This window comes from Amycolatopsis echigonensis, assembly GCF_014174495.1.
Lineage (GTDB): Bacteria > Actinomycetota > Actinomycetes > Mycobacteriales > Pseudonocardiaceae > Amycolatopsis > Amycolatopsis echigonensis.
Window position 1 is genome coordinate 1 of record NZ_JACJHR010000053.1, and the last position, 18,813, is coordinate 18,813.

The 18,813-nt window shown below is 68.4% G+C and carries 16 protein-coding genes; all 16 read right to left on the reverse strand.

Going from position 1 to position 18,813, the window contains the following annotated elements; all coding sequences use genetic code 11:
• Nucleotides 1–252: 252 nt before the first annotated feature.
• The 16 genes from nuoN to H5411_RS30195 all read right to left on the reverse strand — a co-directional run bounded on the left by nuoN (nucleotide 253) and on the right by H5411_RS30195 (nucleotide 18,810).
• Nucleotides 253–1,824 (reverse strand): NADH-quinone oxidoreductase subunit NuoN, encoded by a 1,572-nt coding sequence (gene nuoN / locus H5411_RS30120; RefSeq protein ID WP_220817699.1) that lies wholly within the window; start codon nucleotides 1,822–1,824, stop codon nucleotides 253–255.
• Between the two features lie 12 nt (nucleotides 1,825–1,836).
• Nucleotides 1,837–3,387 (reverse strand): NADH-quinone oxidoreductase subunit M, encoded by a 1,551-nt coding sequence (locus H5411_RS30125; RefSeq protein WP_183125782.1) that lies wholly within the window; start codon nucleotides 3,385–3,387, stop codon nucleotides 1,837–1,839.
• Between the two features lies 1 nt (nucleotide 3,388).
• Nucleotides 3,389–5,296 carry an NADH-quinone oxidoreductase subunit L gene (nuoL, locus tag H5411_RS30130; RefSeq protein ID WP_183125783.1) on the reverse strand — a complete coding sequence of 636 codons (1,908 nt, stop codon included), beginning with the start codon at nucleotides 5,294–5,296 and terminating at the stop codon, nucleotides 3,389–3,391.
• Nucleotides 5,297–5,309: 13 nt separating this feature from the next.
• Nucleotides 5,310–5,609, reverse strand: a complete 300-nt coding sequence (nuoK, locus tag H5411_RS30135; protein ID WP_033291119.1) for an NADH-quinone oxidoreductase subunit NuoK — start codon at nucleotides 5,607–5,609, stop codon at nucleotides 5,310–5,312.
• Nucleotides 5,606–6,481 (reverse strand): NADH-quinone oxidoreductase subunit J, encoded by an 876-nt coding sequence (locus H5411_RS30140; protein ID WP_183125784.1) that lies wholly within the window; start codon nucleotides 6,479–6,481, stop codon nucleotides 5,606–5,608. Before H5411_RS30140 ends, nuoK begins: the two co-directional genes overlap by 4 nt.
• Nucleotides 6,478–7,020: an NADH-quinone oxidoreductase subunit NuoI gene (gene nuoI, locus H5411_RS30145; protein WP_101436123.1), complete on the reverse strand. Its 543-nt coding sequence runs from the start codon at nucleotides 7,018–7,020 to the stop codon at nucleotides 6,478–6,480. The genes H5411_RS30140 and nuoI overlap by 4 nt, the downstream gene beginning before the upstream one ends.
• Nucleotides 7,007–8,353, reverse strand: coding sequence for an NADH-quinone oxidoreductase subunit NuoH (gene nuoH / locus H5411_RS30150; protein ID WP_183125785.1), 1,347 nt, complete (start codon nucleotides 8,351–8,353; stop codon nucleotides 7,007–7,009). The genes nuoI and nuoH overlap by 14 nt, the downstream gene beginning before the upstream one ends.
• On the reverse strand, nucleotides 8,350–10,821 hold the full coding sequence (locus H5411_RS30155) for an NADH-quinone oxidoreductase subunit G (RefSeq protein ID WP_183125786.1): 2,472 nt from the start codon (nucleotides 10,819–10,821) through the stop codon (nucleotides 8,350–8,352). Before H5411_RS30155 ends, nuoH begins: the two co-directional genes overlap by 4 nt.
• On the reverse strand, nucleotides 10,818–12,098 hold the full coding sequence (nuoF, locus tag H5411_RS30160; RefSeq protein WP_183125787.1) for an NADH-quinone oxidoreductase subunit NuoF: 1,281 nt from the start codon (nucleotides 12,096–12,098) through the stop codon (nucleotides 10,818–10,820). The genes H5411_RS30155 and nuoF overlap by 4 nt, the downstream gene beginning before the upstream one ends.
• A complete protein-coding gene (gene nuoE, locus H5411_RS30165; RefSeq protein ID WP_183125788.1) occupies nucleotides 12,098–12,961 on the reverse strand; it encodes an NADH-quinone oxidoreductase subunit NuoE in 864 nt (287 codons plus the stop codon). The genes nuoF and nuoE overlap by 1 nt, the downstream gene beginning before the upstream one ends.
• Complete coding sequence (locus tag H5411_RS30170; RefSeq protein WP_101436128.1) at nucleotides 12,958–14,289, reverse strand: NADH-quinone oxidoreductase subunit D; 1,332 nt, start codon at nucleotides 14,287–14,289, stop codon at nucleotides 12,958–12,960. Before H5411_RS30170 ends, nuoE begins: the two co-directional genes overlap by 4 nt.
• On the reverse strand, nucleotides 14,286–15,047 hold the full coding sequence (locus tag H5411_RS30175) for an NADH-quinone oxidoreductase subunit C (protein ID WP_183125789.1): 762 nt from the start codon (nucleotides 15,045–15,047) through the stop codon (nucleotides 14,286–14,288). The genes H5411_RS30170 and H5411_RS30175 overlap by 4 nt, the downstream gene beginning before the upstream one ends.
• Before the next feature lie 6 nt (nucleotides 15,048–15,053).
• Nucleotides 15,054–15,602, reverse strand: a complete 549-nt coding sequence (locus H5411_RS30180) for a NuoB/complex I 20 kDa subunit family protein (RefSeq protein ID WP_009072052.1) — start codon at nucleotides 15,600–15,602, stop codon at nucleotides 15,054–15,056.
• A 4-nt stretch (nucleotides 15,603–15,606) separates the two neighbouring features.
• On the reverse strand, nucleotides 15,607–16,017 hold the full coding sequence (locus H5411_RS30185) for an NADH-quinone oxidoreductase subunit A (protein ID WP_101440839.1): 411 nt from the start codon (nucleotides 16,015–16,017) through the stop codon (nucleotides 15,607–15,609).
• Nucleotides 16,018–16,767: 750 nt separating this feature from the next.
• A complete protein-coding gene (locus tag H5411_RS30190; RefSeq protein ID WP_183125791.1) occupies nucleotides 16,768–18,060 on the reverse strand; it encodes a geranylgeranyl reductase family protein in 1,293 nt (430 codons plus the stop codon).
• Nucleotides 18,061–18,120: 60 nt separating this feature from the next.
• Nucleotides 18,121–18,810 (reverse strand): demethylmenaquinone methyltransferase, encoded by a 690-nt coding sequence (locus H5411_RS30195; RefSeq protein WP_101436130.1) that lies wholly within the window; start codon nucleotides 18,808–18,810, stop codon nucleotides 18,121–18,123.
• Between the last annotated feature and the right edge of the window lie 3 nt (nucleotides 18,811–18,813).

Genomic DNA, 18,813 nt, shown 5'->3' on the forward strand with positions numbered 1-18,813 from the left:
TAGATTCCCTCAAGGGGCCCTTCACGACCAGCCACCCGCCCCCGCACAAACCCCCAACCGCAGCCAACGCACCCAACCCCACCAGGCACCCACACCACCCCCGCACCCCGATACGAAGCCAAAAACGCGGACGGTGGGTGCTTGTCAAGGCATCTTTCCCGCCTTGACAAGCACCCACCGTCCGTCGTCACAATCAGCTTCGGGGTGCCCCACGCAACCCCGTGCGCAACGTCGCCGCCAGGCGACGAGCCGCTAGGAAGCGAACCCCCCAGCCCCAGCCCAATCCAACGCGAACGCCGGAAGGACCCCGAGCACCAACGTAACCACCACACCCAACGCAATAGCCGCCGTAGTAAACCCACCCGGCACCGTCACGGTAGGCCCGTCCGCCGCAGGCTCCGAGAAGTACATCAACACAATGACCCGCAGATAGAAGAATGCCGCCACCGCGCTGAACACCAACGCGACCACCACCAACGGCGCCATCCCGTCCGACAGCGCAGCCGAGAACACCACGAACTTCCCGACAAACCCGCTCGTCAACGGAATCCCCGCCAACGCCAGCAGCAGGAACGTGAACACCCCGGCCAGCACCGGCGACCGCTTGGCCAACCCGGCCCAGGCCGACAGATGCGTAGCCTCGCCGCTGGAATCCCGGACCAGGCTCACCACGCCAAACGCCGCCAGCGTCGTAAACCCGTAAGCCAGCAAGTAGAACAGCGTGCTCGACAACCCGTCCTGAGTCATCGCGATCGCACCCACGAGCAAGAACCCGGCGTGCGCGATGGACGAGTAAGCGATCATCCGCTTCACGTCAGTCTGCGTCAGACCCAGAATCGCGCCCAGTGCCATCGAAATGATGGCCACCGCCCACATGACGCCGCGCCATTCCCAGCTCGTCGAGGAGAACCCGACGCTGAGCACGCGCAGAATCGCCCCGAACGCGGCGACCTTCGTGCAGGCGGCCATAAATCCGGTCACCGGCGTCGGCGCGCCCTGGTATACGTCCGGCGTCCAGGTGTGGAACGGGCCGACCGAGCCCTTGAAGAGCAGGCCCACCACCAGCAGGCCGAGACCGGCGAACAGCAGCGTGTCCGAGCGGTCCGAACCGGCCGCCGCGTGGGCGATGTCGGCCAGCTTCACCGAGTCCGCGTAGCCGTACAGCAGCGCGAGCCCGTAGAGGAAGAACGCCGACGAGAACGCGCCCAGCAGGAAGTACTTGACCGCGGCTTCCTGCGAGATCAGCCGACGCCGCCGGGCCAGGCCGCACATCAGGTACAGCGGCAGGGAAAGCACTTCCAGCGCGATGAACATCGTCAGCAGGTCGTTGGCCGCGCAGAACGTCATCATTCCGCCGAGCGCGAAGAGCGTCAGCGGGAACACTTCGGTCTGCGACGTCGTCGCCGCACCGGCCTGCGCGCGGTCCTGCACGGTGCCCGGCCGGATCGCCGCCTGTGCCACGAACGCGCCGCCCGGTTCGACCTTGCGGTCCGCGATCAGGAAGACCGCGCCGAGGCCGAGCAGCAGCAGCGTGCCCCACAGGAACAGCGACGGACGGTCCACCGAGATCGCGCCCGAGAAGGTGGTCGTGCCCGCCTTCGTGGACGTGGAACCGGTCGCGTACAGGATCAGCGAAACCCCCGCGGCGAGGATCGCGACGAGGGAGATCGTGACCTGGATCCCCCATCGCGTGGCCTTCGGCGCGAAGGCTTCCACCAGTACGCCGATGCACGCGACGCCGAAGACGATCAGCATCGGCAGCACGGCCGCGTAATCTACCGAAGGCACTTCCAGCGGCGCTGCCGGCGCTTGCGCCAGGAACATGTCGAGCACGGTTTACTTGCCTCCCTGCACGGCAGACAGCGTCGCCTGCACCGACGGGGTGATCGTGTCGAGCATCGGCTTGGGGTAGAAGCCCAGTCCGATGATCAGGATGACCATGGGCGCGAGGATCGCGATCTCGCGTCCGCCCAGGTCCTTGATGGCCTTCTTCGCACCGAGTTCCGGCGCGATCGCCGTGCCCGGTCCCCCGCCGACGCCCACGAGAGCGTCGCCGCGAACCGGGCCCTGCATGATCCGCTGGTACAGCCACAGCACGTAAGCCGCGGCGAGCACCATGCCCACGGTCGCGAGGATCGTGTACACCGGCTGGTCCACAAAGGACCCCAGCAGCACGAGGAACTCGCTGACGAACGAGTTGGTCCCCGGCAGCGACAGCGCGGAAAGCCCGGCCAGCAACAGCATTCCGCCGAGCAGCGGGGTCACCTTCGCCATCCCGCCGTAGTCCGAGATCCGGCTCGACCCGCCGCGCATCACGATCAGGCCGATCACCACGATCAGCATCCCGGTGGAAAGGCTGTGGTTCAGCATGTAGGACACCGAGCCGACCATCGCCTGCTCGTTGAAGGTGAAGATGCCCAGCGCGATGAACCCGAAGTGGGCGATCGACACGTAGGCGATGAACCGCTTCATGTCCTGCTGCCCGGCGGCGAGGATCGAGCCGTACAGCACGCCGATCACCGAAAGGATCAGCACCAGCGGCGCGAGCGCCTTGCTCGCCTCCGGGAACATCGGCAGGCAGTACCGCAGGAATCCGAACGTGCCGACCTTGTCCAGCACGCCGACCAGCAGCACCGCGACGCCGATCGGGGCCTGGCCGGCGGCGTCCGGCAGCCAGGTGTGGAACGGGACCAGCGGAGCCTTGATCGCGAAGGCGAGGAAGAAGCCGAGGAACAGCCAGATCTGCGTGCCGGTCGGGGCGTCGCGGACCACCGTCACCAGCGTGGCCCAGTCGAACGTGCCCTTGCCGAGCTTGTCCGAGGCCAGCGAGTACGCCCCGATCGCCGAGGCCAGCATGATCAGGCCGCCGAGAAACGAGTACAGGAAGAACTTCACCGCCGCGTACTGCCGGTTCGCGCCGCCGTAGCCGCCGATCAGGAAGTACATCGGGATCAGCATGATCTCGAACAGCACGTAGAAGAGGAACACGTCGGTCGCCGCGAAGACGCCGATCGTGATCGCCTCCTGCAGCAGGATCAGCGACAGGAATCCGCCCGCGCTGCGGCCCGCGGGCAGTTTGTCGGTGAGCCCGAGCGCGCCGACGACGATCGGCACCAGGAGCGCGATCACCGCGATCATGATGAGCGCGATGCCGTCGGTGCCGAACGAGATGTGGATGCCGAAGCTCGGGATCCAGTCCATCGTGGTGGCCTGCTGGATGCGCGCGCCCGAGGGCGAGTAGCTCGCCCAGAACGGGATGATCAGCAGGAACTCCACAATGGACACGGCGAGCGCCGTGGCGACCGCGGCCCGGTCGTTCCCCTTGAGGAACGCCAGCACCAGCGAGCCGGCCAGCGGCAGCAGGATGAGCGCCAGAAGCCAAGTCATGTCAGGAGAACCTCACCAGCAGAAGGGCCGCGAGAAGCAGGAACGTGCCGCCGAGCATGGACAGTGCGTAGGACCGCACGAATCCGGTCTGCATCCGGCGCATCCGTCCGGACCCGCCGCCGAGTGCCGCGGCGAGGCCGTTCACCGCGCCGTCCACGCCGCGGTTGTCCACGTACACCAGCGCCCGCGCCAGCCAGGTGCCCGGACGGGCGACCAGGGTTTCGTTGAGCGCGTTGCCGTACAGGTCCTTGCGCGCCGCGCGGACCGGCCAAGACACCCGCTCGGGCTTCTCGATCGGCACGTCGCGCGCCGGACGGAACAGCCACACCGCCAGCAGCACGCCGAGCGCGGCCAGCACCAGCGTCGCCGCCGGGACCGTCCACGAAGGGATCGGGGTGTGCTCGGCCTCCGCGTACTGGCCGACCACCGGGGACAGCCAGTCCACGAACCGGTTGCCGATCGCGAAGAACGCACCGGCGCCGACCGAGCCGACCGCCAGGATCACCATCGGGACCCACATGATCGGCTTGGACTCGTGCGGGTGGAAGTCGCGCCCGTCGGTGCTCTTGATGTCCTTCCAGCGTTCCTTGCCGAAGAAGGTCATCATCATCAGCCGCGTCATGTAGAACGCGGTCAGCCCGGCGCCGAGCACGGTGGCGAGGCCGAAAGCCCAGCCGCGCCAGCCTTCCTGGCCGAACGCCGCCTCGATGATCGCGTCCTTCGTGTAGTACCCGGTGAGGAACGGGAAGCCGATGATCGCCAGGTAGCCGAGGCCGAAGGTGACGAACGTGATCGGCATCCGCTTGGCCAGTCCGCCGAACTTGCGCATGTCGACCTCGTCGTTCATGCCGTGCATGACCGAACCGGCCCCGAGGAACAGCCCGGCCTTGAAGAAGCCGTGCGCCACCAGGTGCATGATGCCGAGCGCGTAAATGCCCGGCCCGAGGCCGACCGCCAGCATCATGTAGCCGATCTGGCTGACCGTCGAGTACGCGAGCACTTTCTTGATGTCGTCGTAGGCACAGCCGACGACACACCCGAGCAGCAGCGTGACCGCGCCGACGAGGGTGACCACCAGCCTGCCGTCCGGCGTCGCGGTGAAGATGACGTTGGAGCGGGCCACGAGGTACACGCCCGCGGTGACCATGGTTGCCGCGTGGATGAGCGCCGACACCGGGGTCGGCCCCTCCATCGCGTCCGGCAGCCACGCCTGCAGCGGGAACTGACCCGATTTACCGCAGGCGCCCAGCAGCAGCAGGATCGCGATGGCGGTGATCGCGCCCGGCGGGATCTTGCCCTGCGCGACGCCCTCGAAGACCTGCGAGTAGCCGGTCGACCCGACGTACTTGAACATCAGGAAGATCGCCAGCGCGAGCCCGACGTCGCCGACGCGGTTCATCAGGAACGCCTTCTTCGCCGCGGTCGCCGCGGACGGGCGGTTCTGATACCAGCCGATCAGCAGGTACGAGGCGAGGCCCACGCCCTCCCAGCCGAGGTACAGCGTCACGAAGCTGTTGCCCAGCACCAGGACCAGCATCGAGGCGACGAACAGGTTCAGGTACGCGAAGAACCGGTACCGGCCCTCGTCGTCGGCCATGTAGCCGATCGAATAGAAGTGGATCAGCATGCCGACGCCGGTGATCAGCAGCACGAACGTCAGCGACAGCGCGTCGATGCGCAGCCCGAAGTCCACCTGCAGCTGGCCGACCGGGATCCAGGAGTAGACCTTGGTGTCGGTGACCGAGTGGCTGTCGGTGGAGAAGAACAGGATCACGGCGTACACGAAGGCGAGCGTGACGGTGGCACAGCCGAGCAGGTGCCCCCACGCTTTCGCGCGTTTGCCGGATAGCAGCAGAACCAGGGCGCCGAGGGCGGGAAGGGCCACCAGCAGCCACGATGATGCGGTCACTCGGTCGTCTCCCTCAGTACTTCAGCAGGTTCGTGTCGTCGACCGAGGCCGAGCGGCGGGTGCGGAAGATGGCCATGATGATCGCCAGTCCGACCACGACCTCGGCGGCCGCGACCACCATCACGAAGAACGCCATCACCTGGCCGTGCAGCCCGCCGTTGATGCGGGCGAAGGTGACCAGGGTCAGGTTCACCGCGTTCAGCATCAGCTCGATGCACATGAACACGACGATCGCGTTGCGGCGGACCAGCACGCCCACCGCGCCGATGCAGAACAGCAGCGCGGACAGCAGCAGGTAGTAGCTCGGGGTCACTTTCCTTCCCCTTCTTCCTCGGCCGGCGCGGCCTTTTCGGAGCCGCCGACCAGTGCGTGCGCGTCGGGCTTGGGGCCCTCGTCCGCGATGAGCTTGCGCTCGCGCATGAGCCGGATCGCCGAGGTGGATTCGATGATCTCCGACAGCGACTCCGGCGCGACCGAACCGTCCGGCAGCAGCGCCGGGGTCGAGACCGAGCTGGCGGTGGCGAACACGCCCGGGCCGGGCAGCGGCGACGGGCGGTCGTGCTCGCCGCGGAAGCGCAGCTTGACCAGTTCGCGCTGGGAGAGCTTGCTCTTGCCGCTGCGGCCGGTGAAGGCCAGCACCATCGCGCCAAGCGCGGCGGTGATCAGCAGGGCTGAGGTCAGCTCGAACGGGAACAGGTACTGGGTGAAGATCAGCCTGCCGAGGCCGCCGGGCCCGCCGCCGTTCTGCTGGTACGGGTCGAGCGGCTTGGCCGGGGTCACGTTCGCCATCGCGCGGAACACGCCCGCGGCGATCAGCGCGGCGAGCCCGACGCCGAGCACGCCGGCGGCGAGCCGCTGCCCGCGCAGGACTTCCACCACCGAGTCCGAGCTGTCCCGGCCGACCAGCATCAGCACGAACAGGAACAGCATCATGATCGCGCCGGTGTAGACGATGATCTGGGTGAACCCGAGGAACGGCGCGTTCTGCGTCATGTACAGCGCGCCCAGCGTCAGCATCGTGAGCACCAGCCACAGCGCCGAGTGCACGGCGTTGCGGGAGAAGATCATCCCGAGCGCGCCCAGCAGCGAGAGCGGGCCGAGGATCCAGAACGCGATGGCCTCGCCGGTCGTCACGGACGCGTCGACGCCGGCCGCCGGGGCCTGCGCGAGAAGGGCGGCGATCACTTCTTCGCCTCCTGCTGCGCCTTGGCGGCCAGTTCGGGGCCGTTCACGTAGTAGTCCTGCTCGTTGTCGCCGAGCCGCATCGGGTGCGGCGGCTGCTCCATGCCCGGCAGCAGCGGGGCGAGCAGGTCTTCCTTGGTGTAGATCAGCCGCTGCCGGTCGTCGTCGGCCAGCTCGTAGAAGTTGGTCATGGTGAGCGACCGGGTCGGGCACGCCTCGATGCACAGGCCGCAGCCGATGCAGCGCAGGTAGTTGATCTGGTAGTCCTTGCCGTAGCGCTCGCCCGGCGAGTACCGCGCCTCTTCGGTGTTGTCGCCGCCCTCGACGAAGATCGCGTCCGCCGGGCACGCCCACGCGCACAGCTCGCAGCCGACGCACTTCTCCAGCCCGTCCGGATGCCGGTTGAGCTGGTGGCGGCCGTGGTAGCGCGGCGCGGCCGGGGCTCCCGCCTCGGGGTACTCCTCGGTCGCGACCTTCTTGAACATCATCCCGAAGGTGACGCCGAATCCCTTGATGGGATTGAGGAAGTCAGTTGCCGCCATCTTCCGTTCCTTCCTGTGCGGCCGCGGCGGTGACGCTGGCCGGCTTGCGCCGCGCGGCCTTCGCCTCGGCCTTGGCCAGCGCCTTCTGCCGCGGCGTCGCGTCCGGGACCCGCAGGTCCAGCGGCGGCAGCGGATAGCCGCTTCCGGTCAGGTCCACGTAGTCCGATTCGGGCAGCTTCTTGTCCGGCAGAGCGAGGCTCAGCAGCACGAGCACCACCAGCACGATGCCGACGCCGACGAGGATCTGCGGCCAGCTCCACTGGATCGTCTTGATCGCGACCACGACCACGATCCACACCAGGTTGACCGGGACCAGGACCTTCCAGCCGAGCCGCATGAACTGGTCGTAGCGCAGCCGCGGGAGCGTGCCGCGCAGCCAGATGAAGCCGAACAGCAGGATGAACGTCTTGGCGAAGAACCAGAGGATCGGCCACCAGTTCTGGTTCAGCGGCGAATCGTCGCCGACGAACGGGAACCGCCAGCCGCCGAGGAACAGCGTCGTGCAGAACGCCGAAACGATCACCATGTTGACGTACTCGGCGAGGAAGAACATCGCGAACTTCATCGAGCTGTACTCGGTGTGGAACCCGCCGACCAGCTCGGATTCGGCCTCCGGGAGGTCGAACGGCGCGCGGTTCGTCTCGCCGACCATCGAGATCACGTAGATCACGAAGCTCGGGATGAGCATGTAGAAGTACCAGCCGTGCGACTGCGCCTGCACGATTTCCGACGTCTGCAGCGAACCGGAGTACAGGATCACCGCGACGATCGACAGGCCCATCGCGATCTCGTAGGAGATCACCTGCGCGGCCGAGCGCATGCCGCCGAAGAGCGGGTACGGCGAGCCGGACGACCAGCCGGCCAGCACGATGCCGTACACGCCGACCGAGGAGCAGGCGAGGATCACCAGCACGCCGACCGGGAGGTCCATCAGCTGCAGCACCGTGCGGTGCCCGAAGATCGAGACGACCGGTCCGAACGGGATGGCCGAGAGCGCGATCAGCGCGGGGACCGCGGACAGCACCGGGGCGAGGAAGTACACCTTGCGGTCGGCGGTGTCCGGGATGATCTGCTCCTTGAACGGGAGCTTGATCGCGTCGGCGAGCGACTGCAGGTAGCCGCCGGGGCCGACCCGGTTGGGGCCGGGCCGGTTCTGCATCCGGCCGATCGCCTTCCGCTCCCACACGATCAGGAAGATCGTCAGGACCGGCCCGATCAGCAGGACCACGACCGCCTTGATCAGGACGAGCCACCACGGGTCGTCGGCGATGAGCCGGGCCCGCTCGGCGGCGTCCGGGTACGCAGCGAGGAACTGCGTGAGCTGCGGGCTCACTGGTCACCTCCGGAGATCTGCACGAGCGCGCCGTGTCCGGCGGCGAGTGCGGCGCGGACGGCCGAACCGTCGGAGTTGCCGGGCAGCCACACGACGCCGTCCGGCAGGTCGGCGACCTCGACCGGCAGGGTGATCGACCCGCGCTCGTTCGACACCCGGACCGTGCCGGCCGTCGTGCCCAGGCCTTCGGCGGTCTTCGCCGAAAGCCGTGCGACGGGCGGCCGCTGGGTGCCCTTGAGGTGCGGTTCGTCGTCTTGCAGCGAGCCGTTGTCGATCAGCTGCCGCCAGGTGGCGAGCACTGCCTTGCCGTTCGGGACCGGGGCCGCCGGTGCGGCGACCGACGGCGCGGGCACCGAGGGGGCGACCGGCGCGAGCTTCGCGAAGTCGCCCGCGGCGGCGGCCGGGGTCTGGGTGAACAGGTCGGCGTCCATCTCGACGGCCAGGGTGTCCAGGACCCGGCTGTCGGGAAGGGAACCGGTGCCCTCGAGCGTGATGTCGAACTCGCGGCGGCGGCCCTCCCAGTTGAGGTAGCTGCCCGCCTTCTCGACCGCCGGAGCCACCGGCAGGACCACGTCGGCCCGTTCGGTGACCTCGCTCGCCCGCAGTTCCAGGCTGACCACGAACCCGACGTTGTCGAGCGCGCGGCGGGCCAGGTCCGGGTCCGGCAGGTCGTTCGGGTCGACGCCGCCGACCACCAGCGCGTCCAGCTGTCCGCCCGAAGCGGCCTGGAGGATGCCCGTGACGTCGCGACCCGGTTCGGCCGGAAGCTCGACGCCCCACTGCTTGCCGACCTCGGCGCGGGCCGCGGCGTCGGTGACCGGGCGCCCGCCCGGCAACAGCGTGGGCACACAACCGGTTTCGAGCGCGCCTCGGTCGCCCGCGCGGCGCGGGATCCACGCCAGCCGGGCTCCGGTGCGAGCGGTGAGCCGCAGCAGCGCGGAGAACAGGCCGGGGATTTCCGCGGCCCGCTCGCCGACCAGGATCACCGCTCCTTCGCCGCTGAGCGCGGCGTCGAGGTCGGCCGCGTGCTGCGCGATGCCGTCCACCGCGGCCGCTTCGCCGCCGGGGACGCAGGCCAGCAGTTCGCCGAAGGTCTTGCGCACCGAGGAGGTCGTCCACTGTCCCAAGTGGACAACTCGGGTGTGGTTCTTGCGGGCCCCCTTGCGCAGCCGCAGGAACACGATCGGCGCTTCGTCCTCGGGCTCGAACGCCACGCACAGCACCGTGCGGGCGTTCTCGATCTCGCTGAACGTCACGCCGGTTTCCGGCGTGGTGCCCACGACCGTCGAGCCGAGGAACGCCAGCTCCTCGTCCGAGTGCGCGCGGGTGCGGAAGTCGATGTCGTTGGTGCGCAAGGCGATCCGGGCGAACTTCGAGTACGCGTAGGCGTCCTCGACGGTCAGCCGTCCGCCGGTGAGCACCGCGCCGCCCTTGCCCTCGCGGGCCTTCAGCAGCCCGGCCGAGGCGATCCGGAGCGCGTCGGTCCAGGACGCTTCCTCCAGCTCGCCGTCGGCGTTGCGGACGAGCGGACGGCGGATCCGGTCACCGGCCTGAACGTAGCGGAACGCGAACCGGCCCTTGTCGCACAGCCATTCCTCGTTCACCTCCGGGTCCTCGCCGGCCAGCTTGCGCTGGATCTTGCCGCGCCGGAAATCGGTGCGCTCGGCGCAGCCGGACGAGCAGTGCTCGCACACGCTCGGCGACGACACCAGGTCGAACGGCCGCGACCGGAACCGGTACGCCGCGCTGGTGAGCGCGCCGACCGGGCAGATCTGGATCACGTTGCCGGAGAAGTAGCTCTGGAACGGTTCGCCGCCGGTGGTGCGGGAGGCGAGGTCCAGCACGTCGGCGGTTTCCGCGGTGCCGATCTGCTGGTGTGCGCCGCGTTCGAGCAGCGCGATGAACGGGTCGCCGGCGATCTGCTCGGAGAACCGGGTGCAGCGCTGGCACAGCACGCAGCGTTCCCGGTCGAGCAGGACCTGCGCCGAGATCGGCAGCGGCTTCGGGAACGTGCGCTTGGTGTCGACGAACCGCGATTCCGCACGGCCGTGCGCGAGCGCCTGGTTCTGCAGCGGGCACTCGCCGCCCTTGTCGCAGATCGGGCAGTCCAGCGGGTGGTTGATGAGCAGCAGCTCCATCACGCCCTGCTGCGCCTTGTCCGCGACCGGCGAGGTGAGCTGGGTCTTGACCACCATGCCGTCGGCGACCGTCATCGTGCACGAGGCCTGCGGCTTCGGCATCGGACGGCCGCCCATTTCGACCTCAACCAGGCACTGGCGGCAGGCGCCCGCCGGGTCGAGCAGCGGGTGGTCGCAGAACCGCGGGATGCTCGTGCCGAGCCGCTCGGCGGTGCGGATCAGCAGTTCGCCCTTGGGCGCGATGACTTCTTCGCCGTCGATGGTCAGCTTGACGTAGCCCTCGGGGACCGGCGTTTCAGCCGTCTCGGGCTTGTCGGGCGCGATCGTCATGCCTGCGCTCCCACCAATTCGCGCTTGTTGCTCTCACACAGAGCCAGGAATTCGTCCCGGAAGTACTTGATGCCGCTCTGGATCGGCGACACCGCGCCGTCGCCGAGCGCGCAGAACGAACGGCCGAAAATGTTGTCGCACACGTCCAGGAGGGTGTCGATGTCCTCCTCGGTGCCGTGCCCCTCGACCATCCGCTCCAGGATCTGCGCCAGCCAGTACGTGCCTTCGCGGCACGGCGTGCACTTGCCGCAGGACTCGTGCTCGTAGAACTGCGTCCACTTCATGACCGCCCACGGCACCGAAACGGTCTCGTTGAAGACCTGCACCGCGGTGGTGCCGAGCATCGAACCGGCCTCGGCCGCGCCCTCGAAGTCGAGCGGGACGTCGAGGTGCTCGGCGGTGAACATCGGCGTCGACGACCCGCCCGGCGTCCAGAACTTGAGCGGGATGCCGTCCTTCATGCCGCCGGCCAGCTCCAGCAGCTCGCGCAGCGTGGTGCCGAGCGGGCATTCGTACTGGCCGGGCTTCTCGACGTGCCCGGAGATCGAGTAGATCTTCGGGCCGGGCGACTTCTCGCGGCCCATCTCGCGGAACCACGACGAACCGGCGTTGATGATGTACGACGCACTCGCGATGGTCTCGACGTTGTTCACCGTCGTCGGCGCGGCGTACAGGCCGGCGGCGGCAGGGAACGGCGGCTTGAGCCGGGGCTGGCCGCGGCGGCCTTCGAGCGAGTCCAGCAACGCCGTTTCCTCGCCGCAGATGTACGCGCCGGCCCCGGCGTGCACGGTCAGCTCGAGGTCCCAGCCGCTGCCGAAGATGTTCTTGCCCAGGTAGCCCTTCGCGTACGCCTCGCGCGCGGCCGCGTTGAGCCGGCGGATGCAGTGCAGCGCCTCGCCCCGGACGTAGATGAAGCAGTGGTGCGACCGCATCGCGTACGAGGCGATGATGCAGCCCTCGATGAGCGAATGCGGGTCCGCCATCATCAGCGGAATGTCCTTGCAGGTACCGGGTTCGCCCTCGTCGGCATTGATCACTAGATAATGCGGCTTGTCCTCGTTCGCCGGCATGAACGACCACTTCACGCCCGCCGGGAAGCCCGCGCCGCCGCGACCGCGCAGGCCAGAGTCCTTGACCACCTGCACGAGCTGCTCGGGCGTGGCGGCCAGTGCTTTGCGCGCCGCGGTGTAGCCCTCGAGCGCCTCGTACGTCTCGATGCGCCAGGATTCCGGGGACAGCCAACGCTTCGTGAGGACCGGAGTGATGGGATCTGCCATTACTTCTTCTCCACTTCAGGGAGAGGGACGTCCTTCATGCCCGGGGCGGACCAGCCGCGGTCGGCCGCCAGCTGCGCGCCGCGCAGGGTCTCGACCGCCTGCGACGGGCCGTCCACGGCACTGCGGTAAGCGGCCTCGTCCTCCGGCCAGAACCCGGCGAGCTGCCGCTCCGCGCCCTTGAAGTCGGTCAGCGCCGCGCCGCGCGTCGGGGCGGGCTTTTTGCCTGCCCGCAACGCGTCCACGAGCGCCACCGCCTGCTCCGGCGTCTGGTTGTCGAAGTACTCGTAGTTCACCTGGAGGACCGGGCCGAGGTCGCAGGCCGCGAGGCATTCCGCGTGCTCCAGGGTGATCGAACCTGGTTCGCCCGGCGCGCCCGCGGTTTCCTCGTGCCCCAGCGGCTTTTCCGGCGAACCGAGGTGCGTCTGGAGCTTCCGGTAGATGTCGTCGCCGCCCAGCGCCGCGCACAGCGTGTTGGTGCAGACGCTCACCAGGTGCTCGCCGCACGGGCGGCGCTTGTACATGGTGTAGAACGTCGCGACCGCGCTGACCTCGGCGTCGGTCAGGTCGAGATGCCGCGCGCAGAAGGCGATGCCTTCCTGGCTCACGTATCCCTGCACCGACTGCACGAGGTGCAGCATCGGCAGCAGCGCCGAACGCGACATCGGGTACCGGGCGATGATTTCCTTCGCCTCGCGGTGCGTCTCGGCGTCGAACACGTCCACTGCCGGCGTGTCGGCGAGGATTTCCTCGGCGACAGCGGGATCGGGCGCGATCGCGGCGACATCGGTGTCGGCTCCCGCGGCGGCGTACGTCTTCGTCGCGTCGTGCGGTCCCGGCTCCGGGACCGCGGTCGGGTTCGTCATCGGTCAACTCCCCCCAGAACCGGGTCGATCGAGGCGATCACGACGACGAGGTCGGCCACCAGGCCGCCTTCGGCCATCGCGGGCATCGCCTGCATGTTCACGAAACTCGGCTCCCGCAGGTGCACGCGCAGCGGCCGGGTGCCGCCGTCGGACACCAGGTGCGCGCCGATCTCGCCGCGCGGCGATTCGACCGGCGCGTAGACCTGGCCCGGCGGCACGTGGAAGCCCTCGGTGACGAGCTTGAAGTGGTGGATCAGGGATTCCATCGACTGGCCCATGATCTTCTTGACGTGGCCGAGCGAGTTGCCCATGCCGTCGCTGCCGATGGACAGCTGCGCGGGCCAGGCGATCTTCTTGTCCTCCACCATGACCGGGCCCGGCTCGGCCATCTTCGCGACCTGCTTCATGATCCGCAGGCTCTGGTGGATTTCCTCCAGCCGCAGCAGGTACCGCGCCCAGCTGTCCGCGTCGGTCGAGGTCGGCACGTCGAACTCGAGCTCGTCGTAGCGCGAGTACGGCTCGGTCTTGCGCAGGTCCCACGGCAGGCCCGCGGCGCGCAGGACCGGACCGGTGACGCCCAGTTCGAGGCACGCGTCGAGCGGCAGCACGCCGACGTCCTTGAGCCGGTTGCGCCAGATCGGCTGGCCGGTGAACATCTTGTCGTACAACGGAAGCCGCTTGTCCATGAGCTTGCAGAAGTCGAGGACCTTCTCGGTCCAGTCCTCCGGGAAGTCCTGGGCGAGCCCACCGGGCCGGATGAACGCGTGGTTCATCCGCAGGCCGGTCAGGTACTCCAGCAGGTGCATGGCTTCTTCGCGCTCGCGGAAGCCGAGCGTCATCGCGGTGGTGGCGCCGAGGTCCATGCCGCCGGTCGCGATGAACACCAGGTGCGAGGTGATCCGGTTGAGCTCGAGGAGAAGCACGCGCAGCAGCTCCGCGCGCGGCGGGGCTTTGATGCCCAGCAGCTTCTCGACGCCGAGGCAGTAGCACATCTCGTTGGACAGCGGGGCGAGGTAGTCCGCGCGCGTCACGAAGGTGACGCCCTGGGTCCAGTTGCGGAACTCGGCGCTCTTCTCGATGCCGGTGTGCAGGTAGCCGACGACCGCGCGCAGCTGCGTGACCGTCTCGCCTTCCAGCTCCAGCACGAGCCGGAGCACGCCGTGCGTGGACGGGTGCTGCGGGCCCATGTTGATGACCATGCGGTCGTCGTGCTGGGCGTCGCCGAGAACTTCGTCCCAGTCGCCGCCGGACACGTGGTAGACCGGGCCTTCAGTGGTTTCCCGGACTTCCGCGTACTCGGCTTCCGTCGTTTCGTTGGTGCTGGTCACGAGTACGACCTCCGCTGGTCCGGCGGCGGGATTTCCGCGCCCTTGTATTCGACCGGGATCCCGCCGAGCGGGTAGTCCTTGCGCTGGGGGAAGCCGTCCCAGTCGTCCGGCATGAAGATGCGGGTCAGCCCGGGGTGGCCGTCGAAGACGATGCCGAACATGTCGTAGGCCTCGCGCTCGTGCCAGTCCGCGGTCGCGTAGACCGGCACCAGCGACGGCACGTGCAGGTCGTCCATGTCCATGGTGACTTCGAGCCGGATCCGGCGGCGGTAGGTCATCGACAGGAAGTCGTAGACCGTGTGCATCCGCTGCGGGACGTCCACGCCGTAGTCGACGCCGGTCACCGCCATCAGCATTTCGAACCGCAGGCCCGGGTCGTTGCGCAGCACCTTCGCGATGTCGACGAGGTGCTCGCGGCGGACGTAGAAGGTGATCTCGCCGCGGTCCACAGTGGTCTGGAGGATCGCCGTCGGCGGGATCTTGTTGTCCGCCAAGGCGGCCATGAACTCGTCGGCGAATTCGTCGAACCAGCCGCCGTACGGGCGCTCCGCGGGCGGCGGGCTGTAGGCGGGCAGCCGCAGGCCGCCGTAGCCGGAGGTGTCCCCGCTGCCGCGGACACCGAACATGCCCTTGCGCTCGCGGCCGGCGACGACCGGTTCGGCGGGCCGGGTGCCCTGGGGCTCCAGCCCGGCCTCGGGCCGTTCGGCACTGGACTGCGGGCCGCCCGTCTGCGGGTTCTCTTCGGGGTTCTCAGGCACCGGTGCTCACTTCTTCGCGTACTTGATCGAGGACGGGATCAGCTCGGTACGGGCCCCGCTGGCCGCGCGGATCGCGGCGCGGCGGGCGTTGATCGGCTCGTCCTGGATCTTGGCGTGCAGCTTGAGGATCGCGTCGAGCAGCATTTCCGGCCGCGGCGGGCAGCCGGGCAGGTACATGTCGACCGGCACGATGTGGTCGACGCCCTGCACGACGGCGTAGTTGTTGAACATGCCGCCGGACGAGGCGCAGACGCCCATCGAGAGGACCCACTTGGGCTCGGCCATCTGGTCGTAGATCTGGCGCAGGACCGGGGCCATCTTCTGGGTCACCCGGCCGGCCACGATCATCAGGTCGGCCTGGCGCGGCGTCGCGGAGAACCGCTCCATGCCGAAGCGCGCGATGTCGTAGCGCGAACCGCCGACCGACATCATCTCGAACGCGCAGCAGGCGAGCCCGAAGGTCGCCGGCCACAGCGAGTTCTTGCGTGCCCAGTTGACCAGTCCCTCGAGGCTGGCCAGCAGGATGCCGTTGGGGAGTTTTTCTTCGAGGCCCATGGGTTCAGTTCCAATCCAGGCCGCCGCGCCGCCACACGTAGGCGTACGCGAACCCGACCGTCACGATGAACAGCACGATCTCCACCAGGCCGAAGACACCGAGTGCGTTGGCGTTCACCGCGAACGGGTAGAGGAACACCATCTCGATGTCGAACAGGATGAAGAGCATGGCCGTGATGTAGTAGGCCACCGGCATCCGGCCGCCGCCGACAAGCGGCTGCGGCGACGGTTCGATGCCGCATTCGTAGGCCGCGGTCTTCGCGCGGTTGCGCCGGCTGGGCCCGACGAGCGGACCCAGCAGGACGGAGAACACGGCGAACGCGGCCGCGAGCACGAAGAGCAGGACGAGCGGCAGATACACGTTCAGTCCGGGCGCCGCCGGTCCGGGATCGGCCTGCGCCAGCACGGGCACCATCAGCACGGGGTCTTCGCCATCCTTTCCGCGCCGCTGCGGGTTGTTCTCGGGTGGTGGTCCGAGTCCTCGTCGGCACCCTAAGGGAGCTGGGTCACACCGCCGAGGGTCAGGGCGCCCTTACGGCCCGTGTCCGGACCACCGCACGCTTGTGAAATAGTTCACAAGCGACTCGTCGCGGTTGTGAAGCGATTCACAAAGCATGGGGCGAGTGTAGGACGTGAGTCACACTCTTGTCCCTAGGGGTTGCGGACTAAGGCAGCCCTAACTTGACCGGGAACTTTCCCAGGCCCACCCCCGGCCGCAATGGCGAGACCAGCGGTAAAGGCCCCTTGAACAACTGCGCCGAGCACTCCAGCCGACTCGATCTTGTGACGTATCACACTGACCGGCCGGACAACCGATTGCTCCAGCCGGGTAATCCCCAGGCCCAAAACCCATGCGCCAGCCCGAATCACCCCACCCAACCGCAGCCGACGCACCCACCAACCGAGCCGCCCACCGCAGCCGACGCACCCACCAACCAAACGCACCCAACCGCAGCCGATGCACCCAACAATCGAGGCACCCAGACCCACCCCCGCACCCCGATACGAAGCCCCCCTGCGGTTCGGGGGTGCTTGTCAAGGCATCTTTCCCGCCTTGACAAGCACCCCCGAACCGTCAGCACAATCAAACTTCGGGGTGCCCCACGCAACCACCCGGACGCAAGGTCGCCGCCAGGCGACGAGCAGACCGAGCAGACCGACCAGATCACCGAGGACTAGGCGTAACCCGCGCCAAAGCCGAGATCAACCGATCCACCCCATCCCCGCCCCGAGCGTCGTAACACCCGGAAAGCCCCTTGTACACCAAGGGAAGAAGCTTGTTGACCCGCAACCCATACTTAGTAGCCGCGTGCATGATCTTCGGCTTGCCGATCAACTTCGCGAACACATTCCCGAGCCGGTAGTACCCGCCCATCAACTCGGCAACAGCCCGCGGATACCCCTCCAACGCCCGCTCCCGGGACGGCCCCTCCGGCCGGGCCAGCGCCTGCACCACAGCCTCAGCCGCCAGCTGCGCCGACTCCATCGCCGCGGAAATGCCCTCGCCGTTGAACGGACTGACCATCCCGCCGGCATCACCGAGGAGCAACAACCCGTTGCGATAGTGCGGAGTCCGGTTGAACCCCATCGGCAACCCGGCCCCGCCGACCTTGCCGATCGCGTTCTCCTCGCGGTACCCCCACTCCTCGGGAGTCCCGTCGAGCCACTGCCTCAGCAACGCCCGGTAATCGGTGTTCCGGAAGGACGCCGACGTCGACAGCATGCCCAGCCCGACATTGACCGTCCCGTCGCCGAGCGGAAACGCCCAGCCGTAACCGGGCAACAGCTTCGGATCCCGAGGATCGGACCGGTCCCACAGCTCGAGGTGGCCCTCGATGAACGGGTCGTCGTGCTTCGGGCTCTTGTAGTACCGCCGCACCGCGACCCCCATCGGCCGCTTCTCGTTCTTGTCGATCCCGACACTCAGCGCGAGCCGAGCCGACACCCCATCGCAAGCCAGCACCAACGGCGCCCGGTAACTAACGGGCGTCTTCTCCGGCCCGACCTTCGCCTCGACTCCGACCACGCGGCCGGAAGCGTTGGTGATCGCGCCGGTGACCGTGGTGCGCTCGTACAGCCGCGCGCCCGCCTTCACCGCGGTCTTCGCGAGCAGGTCGTCGAAGTCGTGGCGGGTGCGGGAGACGCCGTACGGCGGGTAGTCGGTGAGGTCCGGCCAGTCGAACTCGAGCGTCAGGTCGCCGGTGAGGATGCGCAGACCGCGGCTGCGCACCCAGCCCGCTTCCTCGCTGGTGTCGAGACCGAGGTCGATCAGCTGCTTCACGCCGCGCGGGGTGAGGCCGTCGCCGCACACCTTCTCGCGCGGGAACACGGTCTTCTCCAGCAACAGCACGTCCACGCCCGCCCGGGCGAGGTAGGTGGCCGCGGTCGAACCAGCGGGTCCCGCGCCGACCACGATCACTTCGGCGTCGTGGTCCGGGCTGCGGCGCGAGGTCGTCATGCACTCGAAAATACAGCGTGGTGCAGCCGCACCCGTTGAGGGCGGTGGAGGAAGGCGGAGTCAGAGAGGCTTCGCCGCCCGGTGGATCGCGACGACGCCGAATGTGAGGTTCAGCCATTCGACCTCGGTCCAGCCCGCGCTCGCGATGATCTCGCCGAGCGTCCGCTGGTCCGGCCACGCGAGCATCGATTCGGCCAGGTAGGAGTAGGCCTCCGGGTTCGACGACGTCCGGCTGCCGACCCAGGTGAGCATCTTGAGCAGGAACCGCCGGTGCAGGAACCGGATCGGGGCGAAGGTGGGCGTCGACACCTCGCAGATCACCAGCCGGCCGCCCGGTTTGACCACGCGCAGGATCTCGGCGAGCGCGCCCTTGGTGTCGACGAAGTTCCGCAGCGCTAGCGAGATGGTGACGGCGTCGAAGCTGTTGTCGGCGAACGGCAGGCACATCGCGTCCGCGGCGACCATCGGCACCTTCCGGTGCAGGCCCGCCTTGAGCATCCCGACGGAGAAGTCGGCGGCGAGGCACCAGGCGCCGCCGCGCGCGTACTCGACGGTGGACACCCCGGTGCCGGCCGCCAGGTCGAGCACCTTCTCGCCCGGCTTGGCGTCCAGCACGCGAGCCGTGGTGGTGCGCCAGCGCCGGTCGAACCCGAACGTCATGAAGGAGTTCGCCCGGTCGTAACCGGACGCGACGCCGTCGAACATCGCGGCGACTTCGTGCGGATCCTTGTCCAGGCTCGCTCGGGGCATGGG